The following is a 21776-nucleotide window of genomic DNA, read 5'->3' as shown; positions in this document are numbered from 1 at the left end:
TGTCGGTGGCGGGTCGTAGGGTCGTCGCCATGGGAATCACCTCAGGGCAGCCCGAACAGGCGGATGGGGCACCGCAGTCCGGCCGCGCCGCGTCGCTCTCGCCATCCCGGGCGGCGGACTTCATGCGGTGCCCCTTGCTGTACCGCTTCCGGGTGATCGACAAACTGCCGGAGAAGCCCAGCGCGGCCGCGACCCGGGGCACGGTGGTGCACGCGGTGCTGGAGCGGCTGTTCGACGCGCCCGCCGCCGAGCGCACCGCGCCGCGCGCCCGGGCGATGGTGCCGGGCGAGTGGGAGCGGCTGCTGGCGGCCAAGCCGGAGCTGGCGGAGCTGTTCCGGGAGGAGGACGGCGCGGAGTCCCCGGAGCGGCTGGCCGAGTGGCTGGCGGGGGCCGAGCGGCTGGTCGAGGGGTGGTTCTCGCTGGAGGACCCGACCCGTCTTGAGCCCGCCGAGCGGGAGCTGTTCGTGGAGACCGCGCTGGAGTCGGGGCTTACGCTGCGCGGGATCATCGACCGGGTGGACATCGCGCCGACCGGGGATGTGCGGATCGTCGACTACAAGACGGGCAAGGCGCCCGCGCCGCAGTACTCGGGCGAGGCGCTCTTCCAGATGAAGTTCTACGCCCTGGTGCTGTGGCGGCTGCGCGGCACGGTGCCTCGGCGGCTGCAGCTGGTCTATCTGGGCAGCGGCGATGTGCTGACGTACGACCCGGTGGAGCGGGATCTGCTCGGGGTGGAGCGCAAGGTGCTGGCCCTGTGGGAGGCGATCCGGCTGGCGACGGAGTCGGGGGACTTCCTGCCGCGCCGGACCAAGCTGTGCGGCTGGTGCGACCACCAGGAGCGCTGTCCGGAATTCGGTGGTACTCCCCCGCCGTATCCGCTGCCCGTCATCCCGGCCCAGTCCCCGGCTCCGTCCCCGGCTCCCTCGGGGGGCGACGGCTCCGGCAGAATGGACGCGGTCTAGCGAAGGAGATTCCGTGGCGATCCGCGTCCTATTGGTCGACGACCAGCCGCTGCTGCGCACCGGCTTCCGGATGATTTTGGAGGCGGAGCAGGATCTGGCGGTCGTCGGCGAGGCCGGGGACGGTCTGCAGGCCCTCGACCAGGTGCGGGCGCTCCAGCCCGACGTGGTGCTGATGGACATCCGGATGCCGCGGATGGACGGGGTGGAGGCGACCCGGCAGATCACCGGTCCCGGGCGGGACGGCCCGGCGAAGGTGCTGGTGCTGACCACCTTCGACCTCGACGAGTACGTGGTGGAGGCGCTGCGCGCCGGGGCCAGCGGCTTTCTACTGAAGGACGCGCCGGCCACCGAGCTGGTGCAGGCCATCCGGGTGGTGGCGGCGGGCGAGGCCATGCTGGCGCCGAGCATCACGCGGCGGCTGCTCGACAAGTACGCGGGGCATCTGCCGTCGGGTGAGGAGCCGGTTCCGGACACGCTGCACACGCTCACCGAGCGCGAGGTGGAGGTGCTCAAGCTGGTGGCCCGGGGGCTGTCGAACGCGGAGATCGCGGCGGATCTGTTCGTCAGCGAGACGACGGTCAAGACGCATGTGGGCCATGTGCTGACCAAGCTGGGGCTGCGGGACCGGGTGCAGGCCGCGGTGTACGCGTACGAGAGCGGGCTGGTCCGCCCCGGCGCGCAGTAGCCAGGAGGCGCGCGCCGGAGCGGTTACGGGCGTCAGTCCGTGAGGTCGGCCCGTGAAGGGTCGGCCCGCGGGTCGTCAGTCCGTGGGCGACTTCTTGATCTCCCAGAAGCGGAAGACCGTCGAGGCGTCCAGGGTCCACTGCAGTCCGGAGATGGACTCCTGGGCCACCGCGTACTGCTTGCCCTGCCACAGCGGCAGCATCGGCACGTCGTCGGCGACCAGGTCCTGGATCTTCTTGAAGTCGCCGACCGTGGCCGCGCGGCTGGGCTGGCCCGCGGTGGCCGGGATGAGCTGCCCGGTGAGCTGGGCCTGGGTGTAGTTGTTCGCCAGGACGTTGCCGGCGCCGAAGAACGGGGCGACGAAGTTGTCCGGGTCCGGGTAGTCGGGCACCCAGCCCTTGATGTAGACGGGGTAGTCGCCCGCGGCCACGCCCTTCTCGTAGGCGGCGACGTCGGTACTCTTCACGTCCACGTCGAACAGCCCGCTGGCGTTGAGCTGCTTGGCGATCTCGTTCAGGCCCGGGATGGTGCCGGGGCCGTAGCGGATCGGGGTGCCCCACAGGGTCAGCTTGACCTTGCCGGTGATGCCCTCGTCGCGCAGCGCCTGCTCGGCCTTCCCGGGCTGCGGCCGGTCGCCGTACTTGTCGAAGAAGGCCGTGTTGTGGCCGGTGATCCCGGCGGGGACGACCGAGTACAGCGGCTCGGCGGTGCGCTTGTAGACGTCCCGGACCAGGGTGGAGCGGTCGAGGAGGTACGCCATGGCCTTGCGGACGCCGAGCTTTCCGGCCACCGGGTCCTTCATGTTGAAGACCAGGTGCTGGACCTCGGCGCCGGTTCCCTCGACGACGTTCAGGTTCTTGCCGCCGCTGAGGGATTCGGCCTGGAGGTCGGCCAGGTCCTTCATGGCCAGTCCGCGGTAGGCCAGGTCGACGTCGCCGTTCTGGACGGCGTCCTTCAGTTCCTGCTGGCGGCCCTCGAAGAACTTCAGGGTCATCCCGGTGTTCTGGGCCTCGGCGGGGCCCTTGTACGAGCCGTTGACCGAGAAGTCGGCCTCCTTCTTGCTGAAGGAGTCCAGCTTGTAGACGCCGGAGCCGATCGCCTTGTTGTCGGTGCGCAGCTTGTCGGCCGGGTATTCGGCGTGGTCCACGATGGACCCGGCGCCGGAGGCGATCTTCTGCGGGAACGTGGCGTCCGGGGTCTTCAGGTTGAAGACGACGGTCCGCTCGTCCGGGGTCTTGATGTTCCCGATGCTGGTGAGCATCACCGCCGGGCCGTTCTCGTCGTTGATCCGCATGGTGCGCTCGAACGAGAACTTGACGTCCTCGGAGGTCAGCGGATGTCCGTTGGAGAACTTCAGGTCGTTCCGCAGGGTGCAGGTGAACACCTGGCTGGAGTTGTCCTTGAAGCCGCACTTCTCCGCCGCCTCGGGCTGCGGGGTGGTGCCGCCCTTGGGGAAGCTCAGCAGCGACTGGAACACGTTGTTGAACAACAGCCAGGAGCCCGGGTCGTAACCGGACGCGGGGTCGGTGGCCAGGACCTCGTCCGACATGCCCATGACGACGTGCTCACCGCTGCCCGCGGTGTCCCCGTCCTCGCTCCCACAGCCGGTGAGCAGGGCGGCGGCGATTCCAGCTCCAAGGGGAGCTGCCAGCCACTGATCACGTTTCCTCACGGGTGGTTTCCTCACAGTTTCGTCGTCTCTTTATCCGGCCCCCGTCTGGCGTTGTGTCAGCTGCCGGCGCCTCGGCCCAGCTCCCAAAGCTGCAGCATGGTCGAGGAGTCGAACGCGTATTCGGCCCCGGTGATGTTCTCTCGGGCCGCCACATAGGTGTTCCCCTGCCACAGCGGCAGATAGGGCACATCGTCGGCGACGGTGTTCTGGATGGCCTGGAAGTCCCCGGCCGTGCGGGTGCGCTGGCTCTCCTGCCGGGTCCGCGGGATCAGCTCGTCCTGCACGGCGCTGTTGCGGTACGGCGAGTTGAGGAAGTTGTCCTTGGTCAGGAAGGGCGCGATGTAGTTGTCCGGGTCCGGGAAGTCCGGCAGCCACCCCATGCCGTAGGCGGCGTACGCGCGCTTGGGGAGGTTGGGGCGGAACTCGGTCCAGCGGACGCCCTTGATCTTGACCTTGAAGAGGCCGCTGCGGTTGAGCTGGCCCTGCAGCTCCTTGAACTCCTGGGCGGTCTCCGGACCGTAGTGGTCGGTGGTGTACGTCAGGGTCAGCTTCACCGGGGTACTGATCCCCGCGTCGCGCAGGGCGCTGCGGGCGGCGTCCGGGTCGGGGTCGCCGTACTCGTTGTAGAACGAGTTGGTGTGCGAGGCGACGTTGTTCGGGATCAGCGAGTAAAGGGGCTCGGCGGTCCGCTTGTAGACGTCGCGTACCAGCGCCTGCCGGTCCACCAGATGGGCGATGGCCTGCCGGACGGCCTTGGCCTTGACCGACGGGTTGTCGGTGTCGAAGACGAGGTAGCGGATGCCCTGGCCGGAGGACTCGAAGAGCCGGACGCCCTTGACCTCGCCCTTGTTGAGCTTGTCGATCTGGCCTGGCGAGAAGCCGCGGTGCACCGCGTCGATGTCGCCCTTGGTGAGCGCCTTCTCCATGGCCGAGGCGGAGTCGAAGAACCGCATCTCGACCTTGTCGTTGTCCGGCTTCACATCGCCCTGGTAGTTCCGGTTCCGGGTGAAGACCACCTTCACCAGCCGGTCGTCGCGCACCTCGGTCTTCGCCTGGTACGGGCCCGAGCCCACCAGGTCGAACCCCTTGCGCAGCGCGTTCCCCCGGTAGACCTCGCTGTCCAGGATGGCCGCGGCCGGGGTGGTGAGCTTGGACGGGAAGGTCGCGTCGGGCGCGCGCAGGTGGATGACGACCTCGCGGGTGGTCGGGGTCTCGACCTTGTCCACGTTCGAGAGCAGGGAGACCGGGCCGTTGCGGTCCTTGATCCGCAGCATCCGGTCGAGGGAGAACTTGACGTCCTCGGAGGTGAGGGCGTGACCGTTGGAGAACTCAAGACCGCTGCGCAGGGTGCAGCGGTACTGCTCGCTCTGCCGGTCCTGGAAACCGCACTTCTGCGCGGCGTCCGGTATCGGCTCGGTTCCCGAGCGGGGCAGCCGCATCAGCGTCTGGAGACTGTTGTGCAGCACGCTCCACGAGGCGAAGTCGTACGCCTGGGCGGGGTCCAGCGGGGCGGGCGCGGCCTTCGAGGCCTCGATCCGGTCGGTGCTCCCCAGCACGATGGCGCCACCCTCAGCGCCCGAGCCGTCGGATCCACCGCATGCGGTGAGCGCTGACGTCAGTAGGCCCGCCACGGCCGGCAGCGCGAGCGACTTGCGCTTCATTGTCGGGAGTCTCCCTGCGATCGATCAACCACTCGCGACGAGATTAGTCCGAGGCGCCAGCCATGCTCAGACACAACGAAGTTGAGGCGATATCACGCACCGATAACGCGAAAGGTCCGCCCGATATCCGAACGCGGTCGCGTATCGTACGGGATGTCACCAATCCGGACACAAGGGCTCGCCCACATCACACCAAACGGGACGCGCAGCAGATACCCACCTCACCTGTCGACGGCATATGCAGTGATAAACATCACGCCCGAAATGCCGCTGCCGCCACACAAAAACGGGGAGCGCGTTATTCAGACTGCAATTTTCAGAAATACGCTGAGTACGCGATCAGTGCATTCCTGTGACCAGTCCGCGCAGAAATGGAAGATCGACTTCTTCCAGCGATCCGACGATGGTGCGGCCCGCCGCGGGCTCGATCGGCACGACGGACGGCACCGCCACCACCCGGCACCCGGCCGCCTCGGCGGCCCGTACCCCGGTCGCGGTGTCCTCGATGACCACGCACCGCGCCGGGTCGGCGGCCAGCCCCGCGGCGGCGAACAGATACGGGTCGGGGTGCGGCTTGGTACGGCCGATCTCGTCGCCCGCGACCGTTAGCGCGAAGTTTTCCGGGCCGATCGACCGCAGCAGCCGGTCCATCACCCGCCGGTGCGAGGCGGAGACCAGGGCGGTCGGCACCCCGTGCGCGCCCAGTTCGGTCAGCAGCCGGCGTGCGCCGGGCAGCATGGGTACGGTGCCGTCCAGCAGCTCGGTGAAACGGCTGTTCAGCAGGCCGGACAGCTCGGCGAGCGCGATGTCGGCGCCGGTGGCCTCGATGAGGAACGAGGCGCTGCGGGCCATCGGGCCGCCGACCACCACCTCGCGGTACTCCTCGGCGAGGGCGTGGCCCAGCTCGGCGAAGATGGACACTTCCGCGTCCCACCAGATGTCCTCGGTGTCCACCAGGGTGCCGTCCATGTCGAGCAGGACCGCCTGCAGGGCGGAGCCTTCGGCCGTGCGGGTGTCGACGGCGGGGATGCTGCTGGTCATCCAAACACCTCCGGATACGGGGCACGAAGGCCGGCCCCCTTCCACGATGTGGAAGACGACCGGCCTCTACCGGATCGACCAGTCTACGACGCGGCGCGGCGCGGCGCCTCTGGCGGGCGCCCACCGATTACCGGGCGTTGAAGTACTTCGCCTCCGGGTGATGGATGACGATCGCGTCGGTCGACTGCTCGGGGTGCAGCTGGAACTCCTCGGAGAGCTTCACCCCGATCCGCTCGGGCTGCAGCAGATCGGCGATCTTCGCGCGGTCCTCCAGGTCGGGGCAGGCGCCGTAGCCGAGCGAGAACCGGGCGCCGCGGTACTTCAGCGCGAACATGTCCTCGATGTCGCCGGGGTCCTCCCCGGCGAAGCCCAGCTCGGACCGGACCCGGGCGTGCCAGTACTCGGCCAGCGCCTCGGCCAGCTGCACGGACAACCCGTGCAGCTCCAGGTAGTCGCGGTAGGAGTCGGCGGCGAACAGCTCGGCGGTCGCCTCGCCGATCTTCGAGCCGACGGTGACGACCTGGAGGCCGACCACATCGGTCTCGCCCGACTCCTCGGGCCGGAAGAAGTCCGCCAGGCACAGACGGCGGCCACGGCGCTGGCGCGGGAAGGTGAAGCGGGTCCGCTCGCTGCCGTCCTCGTTCAGCAGCACGAGGTCGTCGCCCTTGGAAACGCAGGGGAAGTAGCCGTAGACCACGGCGGCCTCCAGCAGGTTCTCCGTACGCAGCTTGTCCAGCCAGCCGCGCAGTCGCGGCCGTCCCTCGGACTCCACCAGCTCCGCGTAGCTCGGGCCGTCGCCCTTGCGGGCCTCCTTGAGCCCCCACTGGCCCTTGAACAGCGCGCCCTCGTCCAGCCAGGAGGCGTAGTCGACCTGCTGGATGCCCTTGACGACGCGGGTGCCCCAGAACGGCGGGGTGGGCAGCGGGTTGTCGATGGCGACGTCGGAGCGGGACGGACCCTCCGGCTCCGGCTCGCTCAGCGCCGTGTCCCGCTTGGGCACGCGGCGCTGCTTGAGGGCGGGCAGCTCGGCGCCGGGGACGCCGCGCTTGACGGCGATCAGGGCGTCCATGAGGCGCAGCCCCTCGAAGGCGTCGCGGGCGTAGCGGACCTCGCCCTCGTAGATCTCGTGGAGGTCCTGTTCGACGTAGGCGCGGGTGAGGGCGGCGCCGCCGAGGATGACGGGGTAGTCGGCGGCCATGCTGCGCTGGTTCAGCTCTTCCAGGTTCTCCTTCATGATCACCGTGGACTTCACCAGCAGGCCGGACATGCCGATGACGTCGGCGCGGTGCTCCTGGGCGGCCTCCAGGATCGCGGAGACCGGCTGCTTGATGCCGAGGTTGACCACGTTGTAGCCGTTGTTGGACAGGATGATGTCGACGAGGTTCTTGCCGATGTCGTGGACGTCGCCGCGGACGGTGGCGAGCACGATGGTGCCCTTGCCGTCGTCGTCCGTCTTCTCCATGTGCGGCTCCAGATGGGCCACCGCGGTCTTCATGACCTCGGCGGACTGGAGCACGAACGGCAGCTGCATCTGGCCGGAGCCGAAGAGTTCGCCGACGACCTTCATGCCCTCCAGCAGCGTCGCGTTGACGATGTCGAGTGCGGGCCGCTCGGTGAGGGCTTCGTCGAGGTCGGCTTCCAGGCCGTTGCGCTCGCCGTCGATGATGCGCCGCTGGAGGCGCTCGTCCAGCGGAAGCGCGGCCAGCTCCTCGGCCTTGCCCGCCTTCAGCGACTTCGCGGTGGCGCCCTCGAAGAGCGCCATCAGCTTCTGCAGCGGGTCGTAGCCCTCGGCGCGGCGGTCGTAGATCAGGTCGAGGGCCGTGGTGACCTGCTCGTCGTCGAAGCGTGCGATCGGCAGGATCTTGCTCGCGTGCACGATCGCCGAGTCAAGACCGGCCTTGACGCACTCGTCCAGGAAGACGGAGTTGAGCAGGATGCGGGCGGCCGGGTTGAGGCCGAAGGAGATGTTCGACAGGCCCAGTGTGGTCTGGACGTCCGGGTGGCGGCGCTTCAGCTCGCGGATCGCCTCGATGGTGGCGATGCCGTCCTTGCGGGACTCCTCCTGACCGGTGCAGATGGTGAACGTCAGGGTGTCGATGAGGATGTCGGACTCGTGGATGCCCCAGTTGCCGGTGAGGTCGGCGATGATCCGCTGAGCGATCTCCACCTTCTTCTCCGGCGTACGCGCCTGCCCCTCCTCATCGATGGTCAGCGCGATCAGCGCGGCGCCGTGCTCGCGGGCCAGCTGGGTGACCTTGGCGAAGCGGGACTCGGGGCCGTCGCCGTCCTCGTAGTTGACCGAGTTGATGACCGCGCGGCCGCCCAGCTTCTCCAGACCGGCCTGGATGACATCCACCTCGGTGGAGTCCAGCACGATCGGCAGGGTGGACGCGGTGGCGAAGCGCCCGGCCAGCTCCTGCATGTCGGCGACGCCGTCGCGGCCGACGTAGTCGACGCACAGGTCGAGGAGGTGGGCGCCCTCGCGGATCTGCTCGCGGGCCAGCTCCACGCAGTCGTCCCAGCGGCCGTCCAGCATGGCCTCGCGGAACTTCTTCGACCCGTTGGCGTTCGTCCGCTCACCGATGGCCAGGTACGAGGTGTCCTGGCGGAACGGCACCGTCTGGTACAGCGAGGCCGCGCCCGGCTCGGGACGCGGGTCGCGCGGGGTCGGGGTCAGGCCGCGGACCCGCTCGACGAGCTGGCGCAGATGCTCGGGCGTGGTGCCGCAGCAGCCGCCGACCAGGGACATCCCGTACTCGCGGACGAAGGTCTCCTGGGCGTCGGCCAGCTCGCCCGGGGTGAGCGGGTAGTGGGCGCCGTCCTTGCCGAGCACCGGGAGGCCCGCGTTCGGCATGCAGGACAGCGGGACGCGCGCGTGGCGGGCGAGATAGCGCAGGTGCTCGCTCATCTCGGCGGGGCCGGTCGCGCAGTTGAGGCCGATCATGTCGATGCCGAGCGGCTCCAGGGCGGTCAGCGCCGCGCCGATCTCGGAGCCCAGCAGCATGGTGCCGGTGGTCTCGACGGTGACCGAGCAGATCACCGGGAGGTTGGCGCCGGTGGCGTCCAGGGCGCGGCGGGCGCCGAGGATCGAGGCCTTGGTCTGCAGCAGGTCCTGGGTGGTCTCGACCAGGAGGGCGTCCGCGCCACCGGCGATCATGCCCTCGGCGTTCTGCTGGTAGGCGTCGCGGAGCGTGGTGTACGGGGCGTGGCCGAGCGTCGGCAGCTTGGTGCCGGGGCCCATCGAGCCGAGCACCCAGCGCTGCTGCCCGGTCGAGGCGGTGAACTCGTCCGCCACCTCGCGGGCGATACGGACGCCCGCCTCGGACAGCTCGAAGACCCGCTCGGGGATGTCGTACTCGCCCAGCGCCGCGTGGTTGGCGCCGAAGGTGTTCGTCTCGACGCAGTCCACGCCCGCCGCGAAGTACTCCTCGTGGACCGAGCGGACGATGTCGGGGCGGGTGATGTTCAGGATCTCGTTGCAGCCCTCGAGCTGCTGGAAGTCATCAAGAGTGGGGTCCTGCGCCTGGAGCATCGTGCCCATCGCACCATCGGCGACCACTACACGGGAGGCAAGTGCCTCGCGGAGGGCGTCGACTCGGGCGGCGGATGCGGACGATGACGTGTGCGAGGCCATGGATGTGCTCCCTGGAGTGCGACGGCTGTCGGCTTTGCGCCCTCACTTCAGAGGGCGCACCAGGCCAGCCTAGCTGCCGGGGGCCGCGGAGAGGCGGGCGTCCCATCAGCCGGACGAACGTCGTCCGGTCAGCCGCGGCGGCCTGGTGATCATTTACGTTTGGCTGTGTGTACCGCGGAGTCGACATGGACCGATAGTGTTCAGCATTGTCGAACCGCAGTCAGGAGGTTGCGATGGCACGGAACATCCAGTCGTTGGAGCGGGCTGCCGCGATGCTACGCCTGCTCGCCGGGGGCGAGCGACGGCTGGGACTGTCCGACATCGCCTCCACCCTCGGACTCGCCAAGGGGACCGCCCACGGCATCCTGCGCACCCTCCAGCAGGAGGGGTTCGTCGAGCAGGACGAGAACTCGGGCCGCTATCAGCTGGGCGCCGAGCTGCTACGGCTGGGCAACAGCTATCTGGACGTCCACGAGCTGCGCGCCCGCGCCCTGGTGTGGACGGACGACCTGGCGCGCTCCAGCGGCGAGAGCGTCTACCTCGGCGTCCTGCACCAGCAGGGCGTGCTCATCGTCCACCACGTCTTCCGGCCGGACGACAGCCGTCAGGTGCTGGAGGTCGGCGCCATGCAGCCGCTGCACTCCACCGCCCTGGGCAAGGTGCTGTCCGCGTACGACCCGGTGGCGCACAGCGAGGCGGCCGAGGGCGACCGGGAGCCGTTCACCAAGCGCACGGTGACCGAGGAGGACGCCTTCGAGGGCGTCCTCGCGCTCACCCGGGCGCGCGGCTGGGGCTCGGACGTGGAGGAGACCTGGGACGGCGTCGCCTCGGTCGCGGCCCCGGTGCACGACCGGCGGCGGCTGCCGGTGGGTGCGGTGGGGATCACGGGTGCGGTGGAGCGGGTGTGCGACGACGGGGAGCTTCGCTCCGAGCTGATCGCCGCCGTACGGGACTGCGCGCGGGCGGTCTCCCGCGACCTTGGGGCCGGGCGCTTCTGACGGGACCGCGCCCGACCTGGGCCTGACCCTGGCCCTGGCCTGGCCTGGCCTGGCCTGGCCAGGAGGCTGATCGTCCGTTCTGACCAGGACCTTTGGCCAGGTCTATGGTCATTCATCACGGTTTCACATCCTCCAGAGTTTTCCTCCACCCGACCCTTGACGGGGCATTCGCCGTGAAGAAAACTGCCGTTCATCGGTCGGCATTGTCGAACACCTGACGACAATATTCGCTATGGTGGACTCGCCGCGGGCCGACCAACGCCCTCCCACGAGGGCGCGGATCCCCGGCGGGACCGGGGGTTCGCCTTCCCCTGGACGAAGGACAAAGGAGTCGCGGGTGTCCAGCTCCGACATCTTCATCGGCGAGACCATCGGTACCGCCGTGCTCACCCTGCTCGGCTGTGGTGTCGTCGCAGGCGTTCTCTTGAAGCGATCCAAGGCGTTCGACGCGGGATGGGTGGCCATCACCTTCGGGTGGGGTTTCGCCGTCCTCACGGGCGCGTACATATCGGCGCCGCTCTCCGGCGCGCACCTCAACCCGGCGGTCACGATCGGTCTCGCCATCAAGGGCGGCATCGAGTGGGGCGACGTCCCGATCTACTTCCTCGCGCAGATCACCGGCGCCATCATCGGCGCGGTGCTGGTCTGGATCGCGTACGTGGGCCACTTCCAGGCGCATCTCACCGACCGCGAGCTGGTCGGCGGTCCTGGCGCCCAGGACACGAAGAAGGCCGACGCCGCGCAGGCGGGCGACGCGGGCCCGGTGCTGGGGGTCTTCTCCACCGGCCCGGAGATCCGGAACACCGTTCAGAACCTGGCCACCGAGGTCATCGCCACCACCGTGCTGGTCCTCGCCATCCTCACCCAGGGCCTGAACGGCGAGGGCAAGGGCCTGGGCGTGATCGGCGTCCTGATCACGGCGCTGGTCGTGGTCGGCATCGGCCTCTCGCTCGGCGGCCCGACCGGCTACGCCATCAACCCGGTACGTGACCTGGGGCCGCGCATCGTGCACGCCCTCCTGCCGCTGCCGAACAAGGGCGGGTCGGACTGGGGCTACTCCTGGATCCCGGTCGTCGGCCCGCTCCTCGGCGGAGCCATCGCCGGCGGCATCTACGAGATCGCCTTCGCCTAGCCCCCACCCCATCGGACTCGCAGGAGAGCAACCCACCATGACCGACACCCACACCACGAGCGCCTCCTCCCACGGACACGGTCCGTTCATCGCCGCCATCGACCAGGGCACCACGTCCAGCCGCTGCATCGTGTTCGACCGGGACGGGCGCATCGTCTCGGTCGACCAGAAGGAGCACGAACAGATTTTCCCCAAGCCGGGCTGGGTCGAACACAACGCGGCCGAGATCTGGCAGAACGTGCAAGAGGTAGTGACCGGCGCGATCACCAAGGCCGAGATCACCTCCGCCGACGTCAAGGCGATCGGCATCACCAACCAGCGCGAGACCACCCTGCTGTGGGACAAGAACACCGGTGAGCCGGTGCACAACGCGCTGGTCTGGCAGGACACCCGGACCGACGCCCTCTGCCGGGAGCTGGGCCGCAACGTCGGCCAGGACCGCTTCCGCCGCGAGACGGGGCTCCCCCTGGCGTCCTACTTCGCCGGGCCCAAGATCCGCTGGCTGCTCGACAACGTCGAGGGGCTGCGCGAGCGCGCCGAGGCCGGGGACATCCTCTTCGGCACCATGGACTCCTGGGTCATCTGGAACCTGACCGGCGGGGTCAACGGCGGGGTGCACGTCACCGACGTCACCAACGCCTCCCGCACCATGCTGATGAACCTGCACACCCTCGACTGGGATCCCAAGATCCTCACGTCGATGAACATCCCGGCCGCGCTGCTGCCGAAGATCCGCTCGTCCGCCGAGGTCTACGGGCGCAGCGCCGACGGCATCCTCCAGGGCGTGCCCGTCGCCTCCGCGCTGGGCGACCAGCAGGCCGCCCTGTTCGGCCAGACCTGTTTCGCCGAGGGCGAGGCCAAGTCCACGTACGGCACCGGCACCTTCCTGCTGATGAACACCGGCGAGACGCCGGTCAACTCGTACAACGGCCTGCTGACCACCGTCGGCTACCGGATCGGCGACCAGAAGCCGGTGTACGCCCTGGAGGGCTCCATCGCGGTCACCGGTTCGCTGGTGCAGTGGATGCGGGACCAGATGGGGCTGATCAACAGCGCCGCCGAGATCGAGACCCTGGCCAGCTCGGTGGAGGACAACGGCGGCGCGTACTTCGTGCCCGCGTTCTCCGGGCTGTTCGCCCCGTACTGGCGCGACGACGCGCGCGGCGTGATCGCGGGGCTGACCCGTTACGTCACCAAGGCGCACATCGCGCGGGCCGTGCTGGAGGCCACCGCCTGGCAGACCCGCGAGATCGTCGACGCGATGACCAAGGACTCCGGCGTCGAGCTGACCGCGCTCAAGGTCGACGGCGGAATGACCTCTAACAACCTGCTGATGCAGACCCTCTCGGACGCCCTCGACGCACCCGTGGTGCGCCCGATGGTCGCCGAGACCACCTGCCTCGGCGCCGCCTACGCCGCCGGCCTGGCCGTCGGCTTCTGGCCGGACACCGACGCGCTGCGCGCCAACTGGCGCCGGGCCGCCGAGTGGACCCCCCGTATGGAAGCGGACGTACGGGACCGCGAGTACAAGAACTGGCTCAAGGCCGTGCAGCGGACCATGGGCTGGATCGAGGACGAGGAGTAATCTCAATGACCCCCCTGCAGAGCGTTCCTTCCCTCGGGACGCACCCGGCTGCCGGTTCGCACCCGACCCGCGCCGAAACCCGGGAACAGCTGTCCAAGGCTTCGTACGACCTCCTGGTGATCGGCGGCGGCATCCTGGGCATCACCACTGCCTGGCACGCCGCGCAGTCCGGACTGCGGGTGGCCATGGTGGACGCCGGCGACTTCGCCGGCGCCACCTCCTCCGCCTCCTCCAAGCTGCTCCACGGCGGCCTGCGCTACCTCCAGACCGGCGCGGTCAAGCTCGTCGCCGAGAACCACTTCGAGCGGCGCGCCGTCTCGCGCAGCGTCGCGCCGCACCTGTCCAACCCGCTCACCTTCTACCTGCCGGTCTACAAGGGCGGCCCGCACGGCGCGGCCAAGCTGGGCGCGGGTGTCTTCGCGTACTCGGCGCTGTCCGCGTTCCGCGACGGCGTCGGCCATGTGATCAACGCCGAGAAGGCCGCGCGGGACGTCCCGGAGCTGCGCACCGAAGGGCTGCGGGCGGTCGCCGTGTACGGCGACGGGCAGATGAACGACAGCCGCATGGCCCTGATGACGGTCCGGGGGGCGGCCGACGCGGGCGCCACCGTGCTCAACCACGCCGAGGTCACCGGGCTGCGCAAGACGGACGGCCGGGTCACCGGGGCGGAGCTGAGGGACCGCACGGACGGCACCGAGTTCGGCGTGAACGCCCGGCTGGTGCTCAACGCCACCGGCCCCTGGGTGGACCACCTGCGGCGGATGGAGGACCCGGGCGCGGCGCCGTCCATCCGGCTCTCCAAGGGCGCGCACCTGGTCCTCAAGCGGACCTCCCCGTGGCGGGCGGCGCTGGCGACGCCCATCGACAAGTACCGCATCACCTTCGCCCTCCCCTGGGAGGACATGCTGCTGCTCGGCACCACCGACGAGCCGTACGAGGGCGACCCGGCCGATGTCGCGGTCAACGACGCGGACGTCACCCAGATCCTGGACGAGGCCGCCTTCTCCATCCGCGACCAGCAGCTCTCCCGCGACCTGATCACCTACTCGTTCGCGGGGCTGCGGGTGCTGCCGGGCGGTCCCGGCGACACCGCCAAGGCCAAGCGGGAGACGGTCGTCACCGAGGGCAAGGGCGGCATGCTCTCCATAGCCGGCGGCAAGTGGACGACCTTCCGCCACATCGGCCGCACCGTGATGAGCAAGCTCGCCCAGCTGCCGGGGCGTCCGCTCGCGGACGACATGGAGCCGATCGGGCAGCTGCCCAAGCACATGCCGCTGCCCGGGCTCGCCAATCCGCACGCGGTCGCCCACCGGCTGCTGGTGGACGGCGGCACGCCGGGCCCGCGCATGGCCGCGGACACCGCGCGCCATCTGGCGACCCACTACGGTTCGCTCTCCTTCGACATCGCGCGGCTGGCGAGCGGTGACGCGGCGCTCGCCGAGCGGATCCACCCGGACGCGCCGGAGATCTGGGCGCAGGTCGTCTACGCCCGGGACCACGAGTGGGCGCAGACGGCGGACGACGTGCTGCGGCGGCGCACCACGCTGACGATCCGCGGGCTGGACGACGACGGTATCCGGGGGCGGGTCGAGGAGCTGCTGGCCAAGCGGGGCTGAGTGCTCCGGTTGATCGATGCGCGGACGGCCGGGTGAGAAGACACGTTTCTTCTCACCCGGCCGTCCTTGTGCGTGGGCCGTGCGCGGGGCGCGAACTTACTCGTCAGTTAAAAATTCGCGGAATCACTCTTGCCTTCTTCGGCGGCACGCGCATCAATAGCTTTCCGTCCACGCGTGACGGACAGTCAGGAAGCGCGGACGCACCCCCCACAAGCCCACCGCTCACTTCCCCCACCCGGAAGGCAGTCCCCCATGAGACGCATCAAGCTCGGGATCGGCACGGCAATGGGAGCAGCAGCACTGGCCGCCGGCGCGCTCACGCTGGCGCCGAGCGCGGTCGCGGTCACCCCGACCACCGCGACCCTGACGGCCGACTGTGGAACGTACGGTTCCGGCCTGGCGACACTGACCGCCACGCAGAGCGGCACCGCCGCGACCATCACCCTCTCCTCGGCGGCCGTCAAGGCGCCGATCGACATTCCGGCGGGCGCGGTCAGTTCGACCCTGACGCTGTCGAAGAACGGCTCCGGCACGACGACGTTCACCGGCAACGCCAACCCGGCCATCAAGACCGGCGCCGACGTGACCACCGGCCCGCTCAAGGGCACCGTGGCCGCGGGTGACGTACTGGAGGCCAAGTCGCTGAAGCTGGTGGTCTTCGGCCTGATCACGGTGAACTGCACCGCCACCACCGCCCAGTCCCCGGGCCCCTTCACCTTCTGAGCCCACGCGGCGAAGACTGATAACGGACCGGCGGCGTCCCCCGAAGACGCCGCCGGTCCGCGCGCGTCATAATGGACCCATACATCGGATGTTTGACCCGGAGGTCCATCATGGCGGTCACCGACGAGGCGATCGAAAAAATCAAGGGCATGATCGTCTCGGGTGCGCTGCGCCCGGGTGACCGGCTTCCCAAGGAGAGCGAGCTGGCCGCGGATCTGGGCCTGTCCCGCAATTCGCTGCGCGAGGCCGTGCGCGCGCTGTCCCTGATCCGCATCCTCGACGTGCGGCAGGGCGACGGTACGTACGTCACCAGTCTGGACCCCCAGCTGCTGCTGGAGGCGCTGAGCTTCGTCGTGGACTTCCACCGGGACGACACCGTCCTGGAGTTCCTGGCGGTACGGCGCATCCTGGAGCCCGCGGCCACGGCGCAGGCCTGCACCCGGATCAGCGATGCCCAGCTGGACGCGCTCGGCGCGCAGCTGGACGCGCTGGGGCAGACGCCGTCGGTGGAGGAGCTGGTCGCCTGCGACCTCGAATTCCACCGGGGGATCGTGGCCGCGTCGGGCAACTCGGTGCTGTGCTCCCTCCTGGACGGCCTGTCCGGGCCCACGACGCGCGCCCGTGTCTGGCGCGGCCTCACCCAGGAGGACGCGGTGAGCCGCACCCTCCACGAACACCGGGCGATCCTGTCCGCCCTCCGTGACCGCGATGCGGAGGCGGCGCGATCTTGGGCGACGGTGCATGTGGCGAGCGTGGAGCAGTGGCTGCGGTCGACGCTCTGACGGGGCTTTTCCCCACCCCGCCCCTTCCCGAACCGGGGCCCAGCCCCGTCCCCCGCTCCTCAGTGCGTGTTTCTAAGCCCCGGTCCTGAGTAGCCTTGAGACCTACGCTGGCGGGGTGTCCGAGGGCGCCCGGCGGGCCGGGGAGAGGAACTGTCAGGCTTGTGGCGAGTGGCTGAGACCGGGGGCCCGGCCTGACGCGGTGTTCTGCTCGTCGGCGTGTCGTGCCAGGCAGTGGCGTACGGAACGGCGGTTGCGCATGCGGCTGGCGGCCGTACGGGACGGCCAGGGCGAGGCTGAGTGCCCGGAGTGCGGGGCTCGGTGGGTGGCTGGTGTCGACCGGCGGTCGACGGCCGTGTACTGCTCGCCGCGGTGCAAGGTGAGGGGTTGGCGGCGGGGAAAGGAACCGTTCAGCGAACGGTCACAGTGACCGCATCGCGAACGGCTGAAGCGGTCAGCTTCTGTCCAACTCCGGTCGTCCAAGGCCTTTTGTTGTGATCACGTCATTTCCGGTCTGACGCTCGTTGTGGATGCGGGCCCTGTCCCTTCACGGTCCGAAGTGCCGTGCCCTGGTACGTACTTGGGTGGTGGAAGCCATGTCCGAGGAGACCGAGAAGGTCGGAGCCGTCAGCCAGTCCCGATACGAACAGATCGTGGCCGAGCTGCGGCAAGTCGTCGAGCAGCAGACGCAGGGGCAGTTCACGATCGGCGACCGCGCGCTGGAGATTGAGCCGATGCGGCCCCGCGGCTGGGTGGTCGCGGCGGACCCGCAGTGGACCGTCGCCGAGTCGGTGCGGCGGCTGGCCGAGGACATCGGCCTGAAGGCGAACACGGTCAAGACGGCCAGGTGGGTGGCCTCGCGGTGGCCGAAGGAGCACCGGCAGACCGGGTGTCCTACACCGTTCACCGGATCCTGGCGGACATCGAGGACCCGGACGAGCGGTTCGCCGCGATCAAGACCCCGCCGGAGGGCAAGGCCCGGTGGGCGCCGGATGCGGCCAACCGGCGGGTCGGTCGCCAGGTCGATAACCCCGAGACGCCGCAGGAGAAGATCACGGCGATCCACTCACTGGCCCGGGATGAGGAGGTCGCCTCGTCGGTGACCACCGACTTCCTGAAGCGTCCGCAGGTCGCGGCCAAAATGCCCATGGAGGACAAGGTCCGGGTGGTGGAGGAGTTCACCCGCGACGAGTCGGTGGCGACCACCGCGGCCACCGGCCTGCTGCGGCGGCCGGACGTCGCGTTCAAGGCGATGAGCGACGACACCGCCCGTTTCCAGGTCAACCAGGCCCAGGCCGAACGCGGTCGGCAAGCCCGCGAGGACTTCGAGCGGACCAGCCCGGTTGCTCCGGCCGTCCGCAACATCGACCGGACGGTGGAGTTCCTGGACCTGGTGACCGCCTGCCACTCCTTCGTGGCCGCGACCGGCCGGGTCGTCCCCGGCCTGCGTGACCGGCAGCTCGGCGAGGACGAACGGACAATCGTGCACCAGAACGTCGCGAAGGTGCGGGCCACACTGGACTGGATCGAGACCGCAGTCGACACCGGCAAGGTCGACATGGACGACGAGCTGGCCCGCATGCTGCGGGGCGAGTAAGGGTGCCCCGTGCCTCGCGGCGACGGGGCGAGGCCGCCCAGCGGCATGCGGACACCCTCCGGTTCGTGCTGTTCGAGGCCCGACCGGCCGGGCTGCTGTTCCCGCAACTGGTCCGCGCCAGCGAACTCTCCCCCAGCCAGGTCAGAGCGGGGCTCGCCTGCCTGCGCGACATCATCGCCGAGAACGGCTGGCCGCCGCTGATCTGGACCAGAGCCGACGGCTACCAGCTCGGCGCCGACCGCGCGGCGCTTGAGGCATACGAGCGAGCCGTGCTCGCCGAGAAGCTCACCGAGTTCCGGCGGTTCATCACCGGCACGGTCGCCCCGCACGCCGCCGCTCATCCGCGCGCCGTGCGCCGCCGCCGCTATCCCTCCGACACCACCAACGCCGAATGGGCCCTGATCGAACCGCTGCTGCCCACCCCCGGTCTGCGAGACCCACCGCGGCGGCCGGCCGGAGAAACACCCCCGCCGCGAGATCGTCGACGCCATCCGCTACGTCGTCGATACCGGCTGCAAATGGAGGGCCTTGCCTGCGGATCTCCCGCCCTGGCGCACCGTCTGGGGCTTCATGGCACGCTGGGCCGCTGCCGGGGTCGTCGGACAGATCCGCGACCAGCTCGCCTCACGGATCCGCCGCGAGCTGGGCAAAGGCCCTCGCGCGGTCGCCACGGTCATCGACTCCCAGAGCGTCAAGGCCGCGGAGACCGTGGCGAAGGACACCCGGGGCTATGACGCGGGAAAGAAGATCAACGGCCGGAAGCGCCACCTGGTCGTGGACACACGCGGGCTGCCGCTGCTGGTCATGGTCACTCCGGCCGATCTGCACGACTCCGCGGCGGCGAAGGAAGTTCTCTTCCGTCTCCGGCTGATGCACCCCGAGATCACCATCGTCTGGGCCGACTCTGCCTACGCGGGAAAGCTCGTGGCCTGGGCGAAACGGCACCTCAACCTGACGATCAAGCCGGTCAGCCGTCCCAAGGACGCCTCCGGTTTCGTCGTGCTGCCCCGCAGGTGGGTGGTCGAGCGCAGTCTCGCGTGGATGATGCACGCCCGTCGGCATGCCCGCGACTACGAACGGCTCATCCAGCGCTCCGAGACGCTGATTACCTGGGCTGCCATCACCCTGATGAGCAGGCGCCTGGCCCGGAAGGGGGCCACCCCCAGCTGGCCGAGGAAACCGGCGTCGACCGACGGCTGATTATCCAGATGAAGGCTACCTCCACATCGACGCGGCGCACTTCAAACAGGCACACGTACTTACCGCCATTCCAAGACATATCCAGCGCTCAGTGCCTCTTCCGCACCTGGTTCGCTGATCTTCTTTGGGATGACGCCGGGGGCGGTTGAGGAAAGGTAGTACGTGAGGCGGGTGCCCTGGAGAGAAGCGAAGATCATCTGCTTGCCATCCGGCGAGATGGCCTGCACAGTGTTCTCCCGGTCCGTCGCCGGGATGATCGGCTTACCCATCGCGCTGTCCGGGACTTCATCGACACCGGCGAGGCCGGACGTGTCCAGCGTCCAAAACGAGTTCTGGCGCTCCGGGTCATCCGTTGAATTATCCGGCCCGCACAGCGCCCTCACCTTGTCGACCCAGCCGTAGCAATTGATGTCGGGTGAGATGTAAGACCCGTCCATCCCAGGGCTGAGCACGGCACTGCGCTGCGGGAGGTCGACGATGTGGTAGCCGTCGATATGTGCGAGCGCCTTCCGTCCATCGGGGCTGATTCGCACATCCGCCCCGTGGACGCCGCGCGCCGAATCACCAACGAGCGCGAGGCGTGCGTTGGCGTTGTTCAGGTCGCCGCTGTCCTGTTCGGTGCGTGCGTGGTCTCCCGAGACGGAGCGGCTGGCGATCCGCACGGTGCCTTCGTCGAACTCGGTGAACCAGACGGCACTGCCATCCCCGGAGAAGACGGCATTTTCCTCGTGAGGTGCGTCTGCAAAGTCCTCAGCCCCTTCACCGGACAGCTCGGTCACCTTGCCGCTGGTATCGACGTAGGCCACGCGCGTGGCCTCGGTCTCGCGGTCCATGAGCACGACCGCCATCCGGGTGTAGCCCTTGTCGAAGAGCTGTCGCAGAGAGGATTCTGGAATTGCGCGGGGGTCGTCATCGTTTACGCCGCCCTCGTCGAAGGCATTGCTGCACAGGTCCGCCAGGGGCGAGTCGGCCATCTGAGTGAAGTAACCGGAGTCGTCCACTGCCGCAGCTGGGACAGAGAAGGTACGCAATGCAGTCGGCTCCCAGGTCTGCGCATCCCAGCCCGTGACAGTCACGCGAGCCTGGTCATCCGTTGACATAGAGCATGATGCTGTGACAATCACGCCCTTGTCAGGGAAAGCCGTGGTTTTGGATTTCTGGTCTCCGTCTCCGTTGCGGCCCCGCCGATCCTCTGTGCCGCCGGAGTTCCCTGAGCCACCGCATGCCGTTACAAGGGTGAACAGCATCATCGTGATAGCTAGTCCCGCCCAACGTCGCGGTGTTTGCTGGCTGTCGGTTCTGCGCACTCCTCTTCCGCGCATGTCCTGCCCTCTTGAGGTTCTCGCACTTGACAGTGTCCGCACAATCGTAGGACGGAAAGACCGGAAGGGCGCCGACGTCGTTCAACGCCCCCTCGATATTGGCCACAGGGCGCGGTGGGATGGCCAGATCGCACCGATCGGGGAGCGTCTGCCACGGCAGGCACATGGCGACTGGCTACTCGGAACCGGAGATCAGAAACACTGAGGGCGCGCACCACCCGCGCGGGGTACGCACTCCGTGTCATCGTCCACTGCCGCGGCGTGCACGCTGCCGGTCCTCCTGCTGCGCTGCGGCTGTTCGGGGGGCCTGGGAATCGTCAGCCCCATTTGGCCGGCCGGGGCGGCGCTTGCCAGTAACCGACTTCGCCCGGGCGGCTGCGGTACTGATGCGCATGCCAGCCTCGGTGCTCTGGTGCCGTGGTGTGGGGGCATGCGGGCCGGGGGCGGGCGTTTCGGTCCAGGTACCGCGGTCGAGTTCGATCAGTCCCGCGAGGGCGCCTTCAGCGTGCAGTGGTAGGGCCACAGGCTGAAGCTGTCCTCTCGGACGAAAGGCCGCTCGATCAGCCGCATGACGGGCGCTTGGTGAGTCATACCGGCGGCGCGGGCGGCCAGGTCCAGGTCGAAAGCGTCCAGCAAGGCGACCGAGCGCAGGACATGCCGTTCGTCCGGGGTGAGGTCGGACAGCGTGCGGGCGATCAGGGCACCGAAGTCGTGGTCGAAGTCGCCGGGCTCCGGTGCCCGCCCGGAGCGGCGGATCTCCAGATACCGCATGACGGCCAGAGCGAGGTAGAGGGGCAGACCGTGGGAGCGGCCGGTGATGACTTGGCGGATAGCCGGGGGTATGAGGGGCTGGCCGTCGCGGGACAGCCGACGGGCCAGATAGTCGTCGCAGTCCTCGGCGGAGAAGTCCCCGATCAGGATCTGTCGGCCGTCGGCGGCCGGTGAGGCAGCGCTGGGGGGCGGGAGCGAGTCGGCTGCCAGCCCTGGCCAGGAGTCGGGGCCGGTGAAGTCGAGTTGCCCCTGCAGCCCCGGGTCGACCCACTGCAGCCGGGAGCGGCCGGTGATGATGAAGACGGCGTTGGGCATGAGCCACACCACGCGCTGCAGCAGACGTTCGAAGTCGCGGTGTGTGCGGTCGCCGATGTCCTCGAAGGTGTCCAGCAGCACCGC

The 21776-nt window shown here is 69.1% G+C and carries 14 protein-coding genes and 3 pseudogenes; 11 read left to right on the top strand and 6 right to left on the bottom strand.

Translation table 11 applies throughout. The features are described from left to right. Positions 1–29: 29 nt before the first annotated feature. Both ACFV9T_RS28780 and ACFV9T_RS28775 read left to right on the top strand, forming a co-directional pair. Positions 30–962, top strand: coding sequence for a RecB family exonuclease (locus tag ACFV9T_RS28780; protein ID WP_385445305.1), 933 nt, complete (start codon positions 30–32; stop codon positions 960–962). Between the two features lie 13 nt (positions 963–975). Next, positions 976–1647, top strand: a complete 672-nt coding sequence (locus ACFV9T_RS28775) for a response regulator transcription factor (protein WP_009719179.1) — start codon at positions 976–978, stop codon at positions 1645–1647. Positions 1648–1722: 75 nt separating this feature from the next. Here ACFV9T_RS28775 and ACFV9T_RS28770 read toward each other — a convergent pair whose 3' ends face one another. The 4 genes from ACFV9T_RS28770 to metH all read right to left on the bottom strand — a co-directional run bounded on the left by ACFV9T_RS28770 (position 1723) and on the right by metH (position 9654). Beyond that, a complete protein-coding gene (locus tag ACFV9T_RS28770; protein ID WP_385445302.1) occupies positions 1723–3318 on the bottom strand; it encodes an ABC transporter substrate-binding protein in 1596 nt (531 codons plus the stop codon). A gap of 56 nt (positions 3319–3374) precedes the next feature. Then, a complete protein-coding gene (locus ACFV9T_RS28765; protein WP_385445300.1) occupies positions 3375–4979 on the bottom strand; it encodes an ABC transporter substrate-binding protein in 1605 nt (534 codons plus the stop codon). 339 nt (positions 4980–5318) lie between these two features. After that, entirely contained in the window at positions 5319–6020 is a 702-nt protein-coding gene (locus ACFV9T_RS28760; protein ID WP_385445298.1) for an HAD family hydrolase, read from the bottom strand. A gap of 127 nt (positions 6021–6147) precedes the next feature. After that, on the bottom strand, positions 6148–9654 hold the full coding sequence (gene metH, locus ACFV9T_RS28755; protein ID WP_385445296.1) for a methionine synthase: 3507 nt from the start codon (positions 9652–9654) through the stop codon (positions 6148–6150). A gap of 233 nt (positions 9655–9887) precedes the next feature. Here metH and ACFV9T_RS28750 point away from each other — a divergent pair, with 233 nt between their 5' ends. From ACFV9T_RS28750 to ACFV9T_RS28710, 9 genes and pseudogenes are all read left to right on the top strand, one after another. Next, positions 9888–10652 carry an IclR family transcriptional regulator gene (locus ACFV9T_RS28750; protein ID WP_385445294.1) on the top strand — a complete coding sequence of 255 codons (765 nt, stop codon included), beginning with the start codon at positions 9888–9890 and terminating at the stop codon, positions 10650–10652. A gap of 337 nt (positions 10653–10989) precedes the next feature. Then, a complete protein-coding gene (locus ACFV9T_RS28745) occupies positions 10990–11784 on the top strand; it encodes an MIP/aquaporin family protein (protein WP_385445293.1) in 795 nt (264 codons plus the stop codon). A gap of 37 nt (positions 11785–11821) precedes the next feature. Then, the gene (glpK, locus tag ACFV9T_RS28740) at positions 11822–13369 is read left to right on the top strand and encodes a glycerol kinase GlpK (protein ID WP_385445291.1); all 1548 of its coding nucleotides are present in this window, start codon (positions 11822–11824) and stop codon (positions 13367–13369) included. A 5-nt stretch (positions 13370–13374) separates the two neighbouring features. Next, positions 13375–14985, top strand: coding sequence for an FAD-dependent oxidoreductase (locus ACFV9T_RS28735; RefSeq protein WP_385445290.1), 1611 nt, complete (start codon positions 13375–13377; stop codon positions 14983–14985). Between the two features lie 252 nt (positions 14986–15237). Next, positions 15238–15708, top strand: coding sequence for a hypothetical protein (locus ACFV9T_RS28730; RefSeq protein ID WP_385445288.1), 471 nt, complete (start codon positions 15238–15240; stop codon positions 15706–15708). Positions 15709–15818: 110 nt separating this feature from the next. Then, a complete protein-coding gene (locus tag ACFV9T_RS28725; RefSeq protein WP_385445287.1) occupies positions 15819–16490 on the top strand; it encodes a FadR/GntR family transcriptional regulator in 672 nt (223 codons plus the stop codon). A gap of 593 nt (positions 16491–17083) precedes the next feature. Further along, a pseudogene (locus ACFV9T_RS28720) lies at positions 17084–18084 on the top strand (DUF6192 family protein). Positions 18085–18086: 2 nt separating this feature from the next. Then, positions 18087–18428, top strand: a pseudogene (locus tag ACFV9T_RS28715) (RacP protein); the annotation flags it as partial. 6 nt (positions 18429–18434) lie between these two features. Beyond that, positions 18435–19275: pseudogene (locus ACFV9T_RS28710) on the top strand (IS5 family transposase); the annotation flags it as partial. A 68-nt stretch (positions 19276–19343) separates the two neighbouring features. Here ACFV9T_RS28710 and ACFV9T_RS28705 read toward each other — a convergent pair. Both ACFV9T_RS28705 and ACFV9T_RS28700 read right to left on the bottom strand, forming a co-directional pair. After that, positions 19344–20384 (bottom strand): hypothetical protein, encoded by a 1041-nt coding sequence (locus ACFV9T_RS28705; protein ID WP_385445285.1) that lies wholly within the window; start codon positions 20382–20384, stop codon positions 19344–19346. Between the two features lie 702 nt (positions 20385–21086). Next, entirely contained in the window at positions 21087–21773 is a 687-nt protein-coding gene (locus ACFV9T_RS28700) for a hypothetical protein (RefSeq protein ID WP_385445284.1), read from the bottom strand. Between the last annotated feature and the right edge of the window lie 3 nt (positions 21774–21776).

Source organism: Streptomyces sp. NPDC059850, assembly GCF_042731515.1.
In the GTDB taxonomy this organism is placed as follows: domain Bacteria; phylum Actinomycetota; class Actinomycetes; order Streptomycetales; family Streptomycetaceae; genus Streptomyces.
Note: the sequence above shows the minus strand (reverse complement) of the source record. Positions and strands in the feature narration are given on the sequence as shown.

What these genes read in the sequence shown, in the direction of transcription:
- ACFV9T_RS28780 (WP_385445305.1), top strand. Translation starts at nt 30, where the DNA reads ATGGGAATCACCTCAGGGCAGCCCGAACAGGCGGATGGGGCACCGCAG.
- ACFV9T_RS28765 (WP_385445300.1), bottom strand. Translation starts at nt 4,979, where the DNA reads ATGAAGCGCAAGTCGCTCGCGCTGCCGGCCGTGGCGGGCCTACTGACG.
- ACFV9T_RS28760 (WP_385445298.1), bottom strand. Translation starts at nt 6,020, where the DNA reads ATGACCAGCAGCATCCCCGCCGTCGACACCCGCACGGCCGAAGGCTCC.
- metH (WP_385445296.1), bottom strand. Translation starts at nt 9,654, where the DNA reads ATGGCCTCGCACACGTCATCGTCCGCATCCGCCGCCCGAGTCGACGCC.
- ACFV9T_RS28750 (WP_385445294.1), top strand. Translation starts at nt 9,888, where the DNA reads ATGGCACGGAACATCCAGTCGTTGGAGCGGGCTGCCGCGATGCTACGC.
- glpK (WP_385445291.1), top strand. Translation starts at nt 11,822, where the DNA reads ATGACCGACACCCACACCACGAGCGCCTCCTCCCACGGACACGGTCCG.
- ACFV9T_RS28735 (WP_385445290.1), top strand. Translation starts at nt 13,375, where the DNA reads ATGACCCCCCTGCAGAGCGTTCCTTCCCTCGGGACGCACCCGGCTGCC.
- ACFV9T_RS28730 (WP_385445288.1), top strand. Translation starts at nt 15,238, where the DNA reads ATGAGACGCATCAAGCTCGGGATCGGCACGGCAATGGGAGCAGCAGCA.
- ACFV9T_RS28725 (WP_385445287.1), top strand. Translation starts at nt 15,819, where the DNA reads ATGGCGGTCACCGACGAGGCGATCGAAAAAATCAAGGGCATGATCGTC.
- ACFV9T_RS28705 (WP_385445285.1), bottom strand. Translation starts at nt 20,384, where the DNA reads ATGTCAACGGATGACCAGGCTCGCGTGACTGTCACGGGCTGGGATGCG.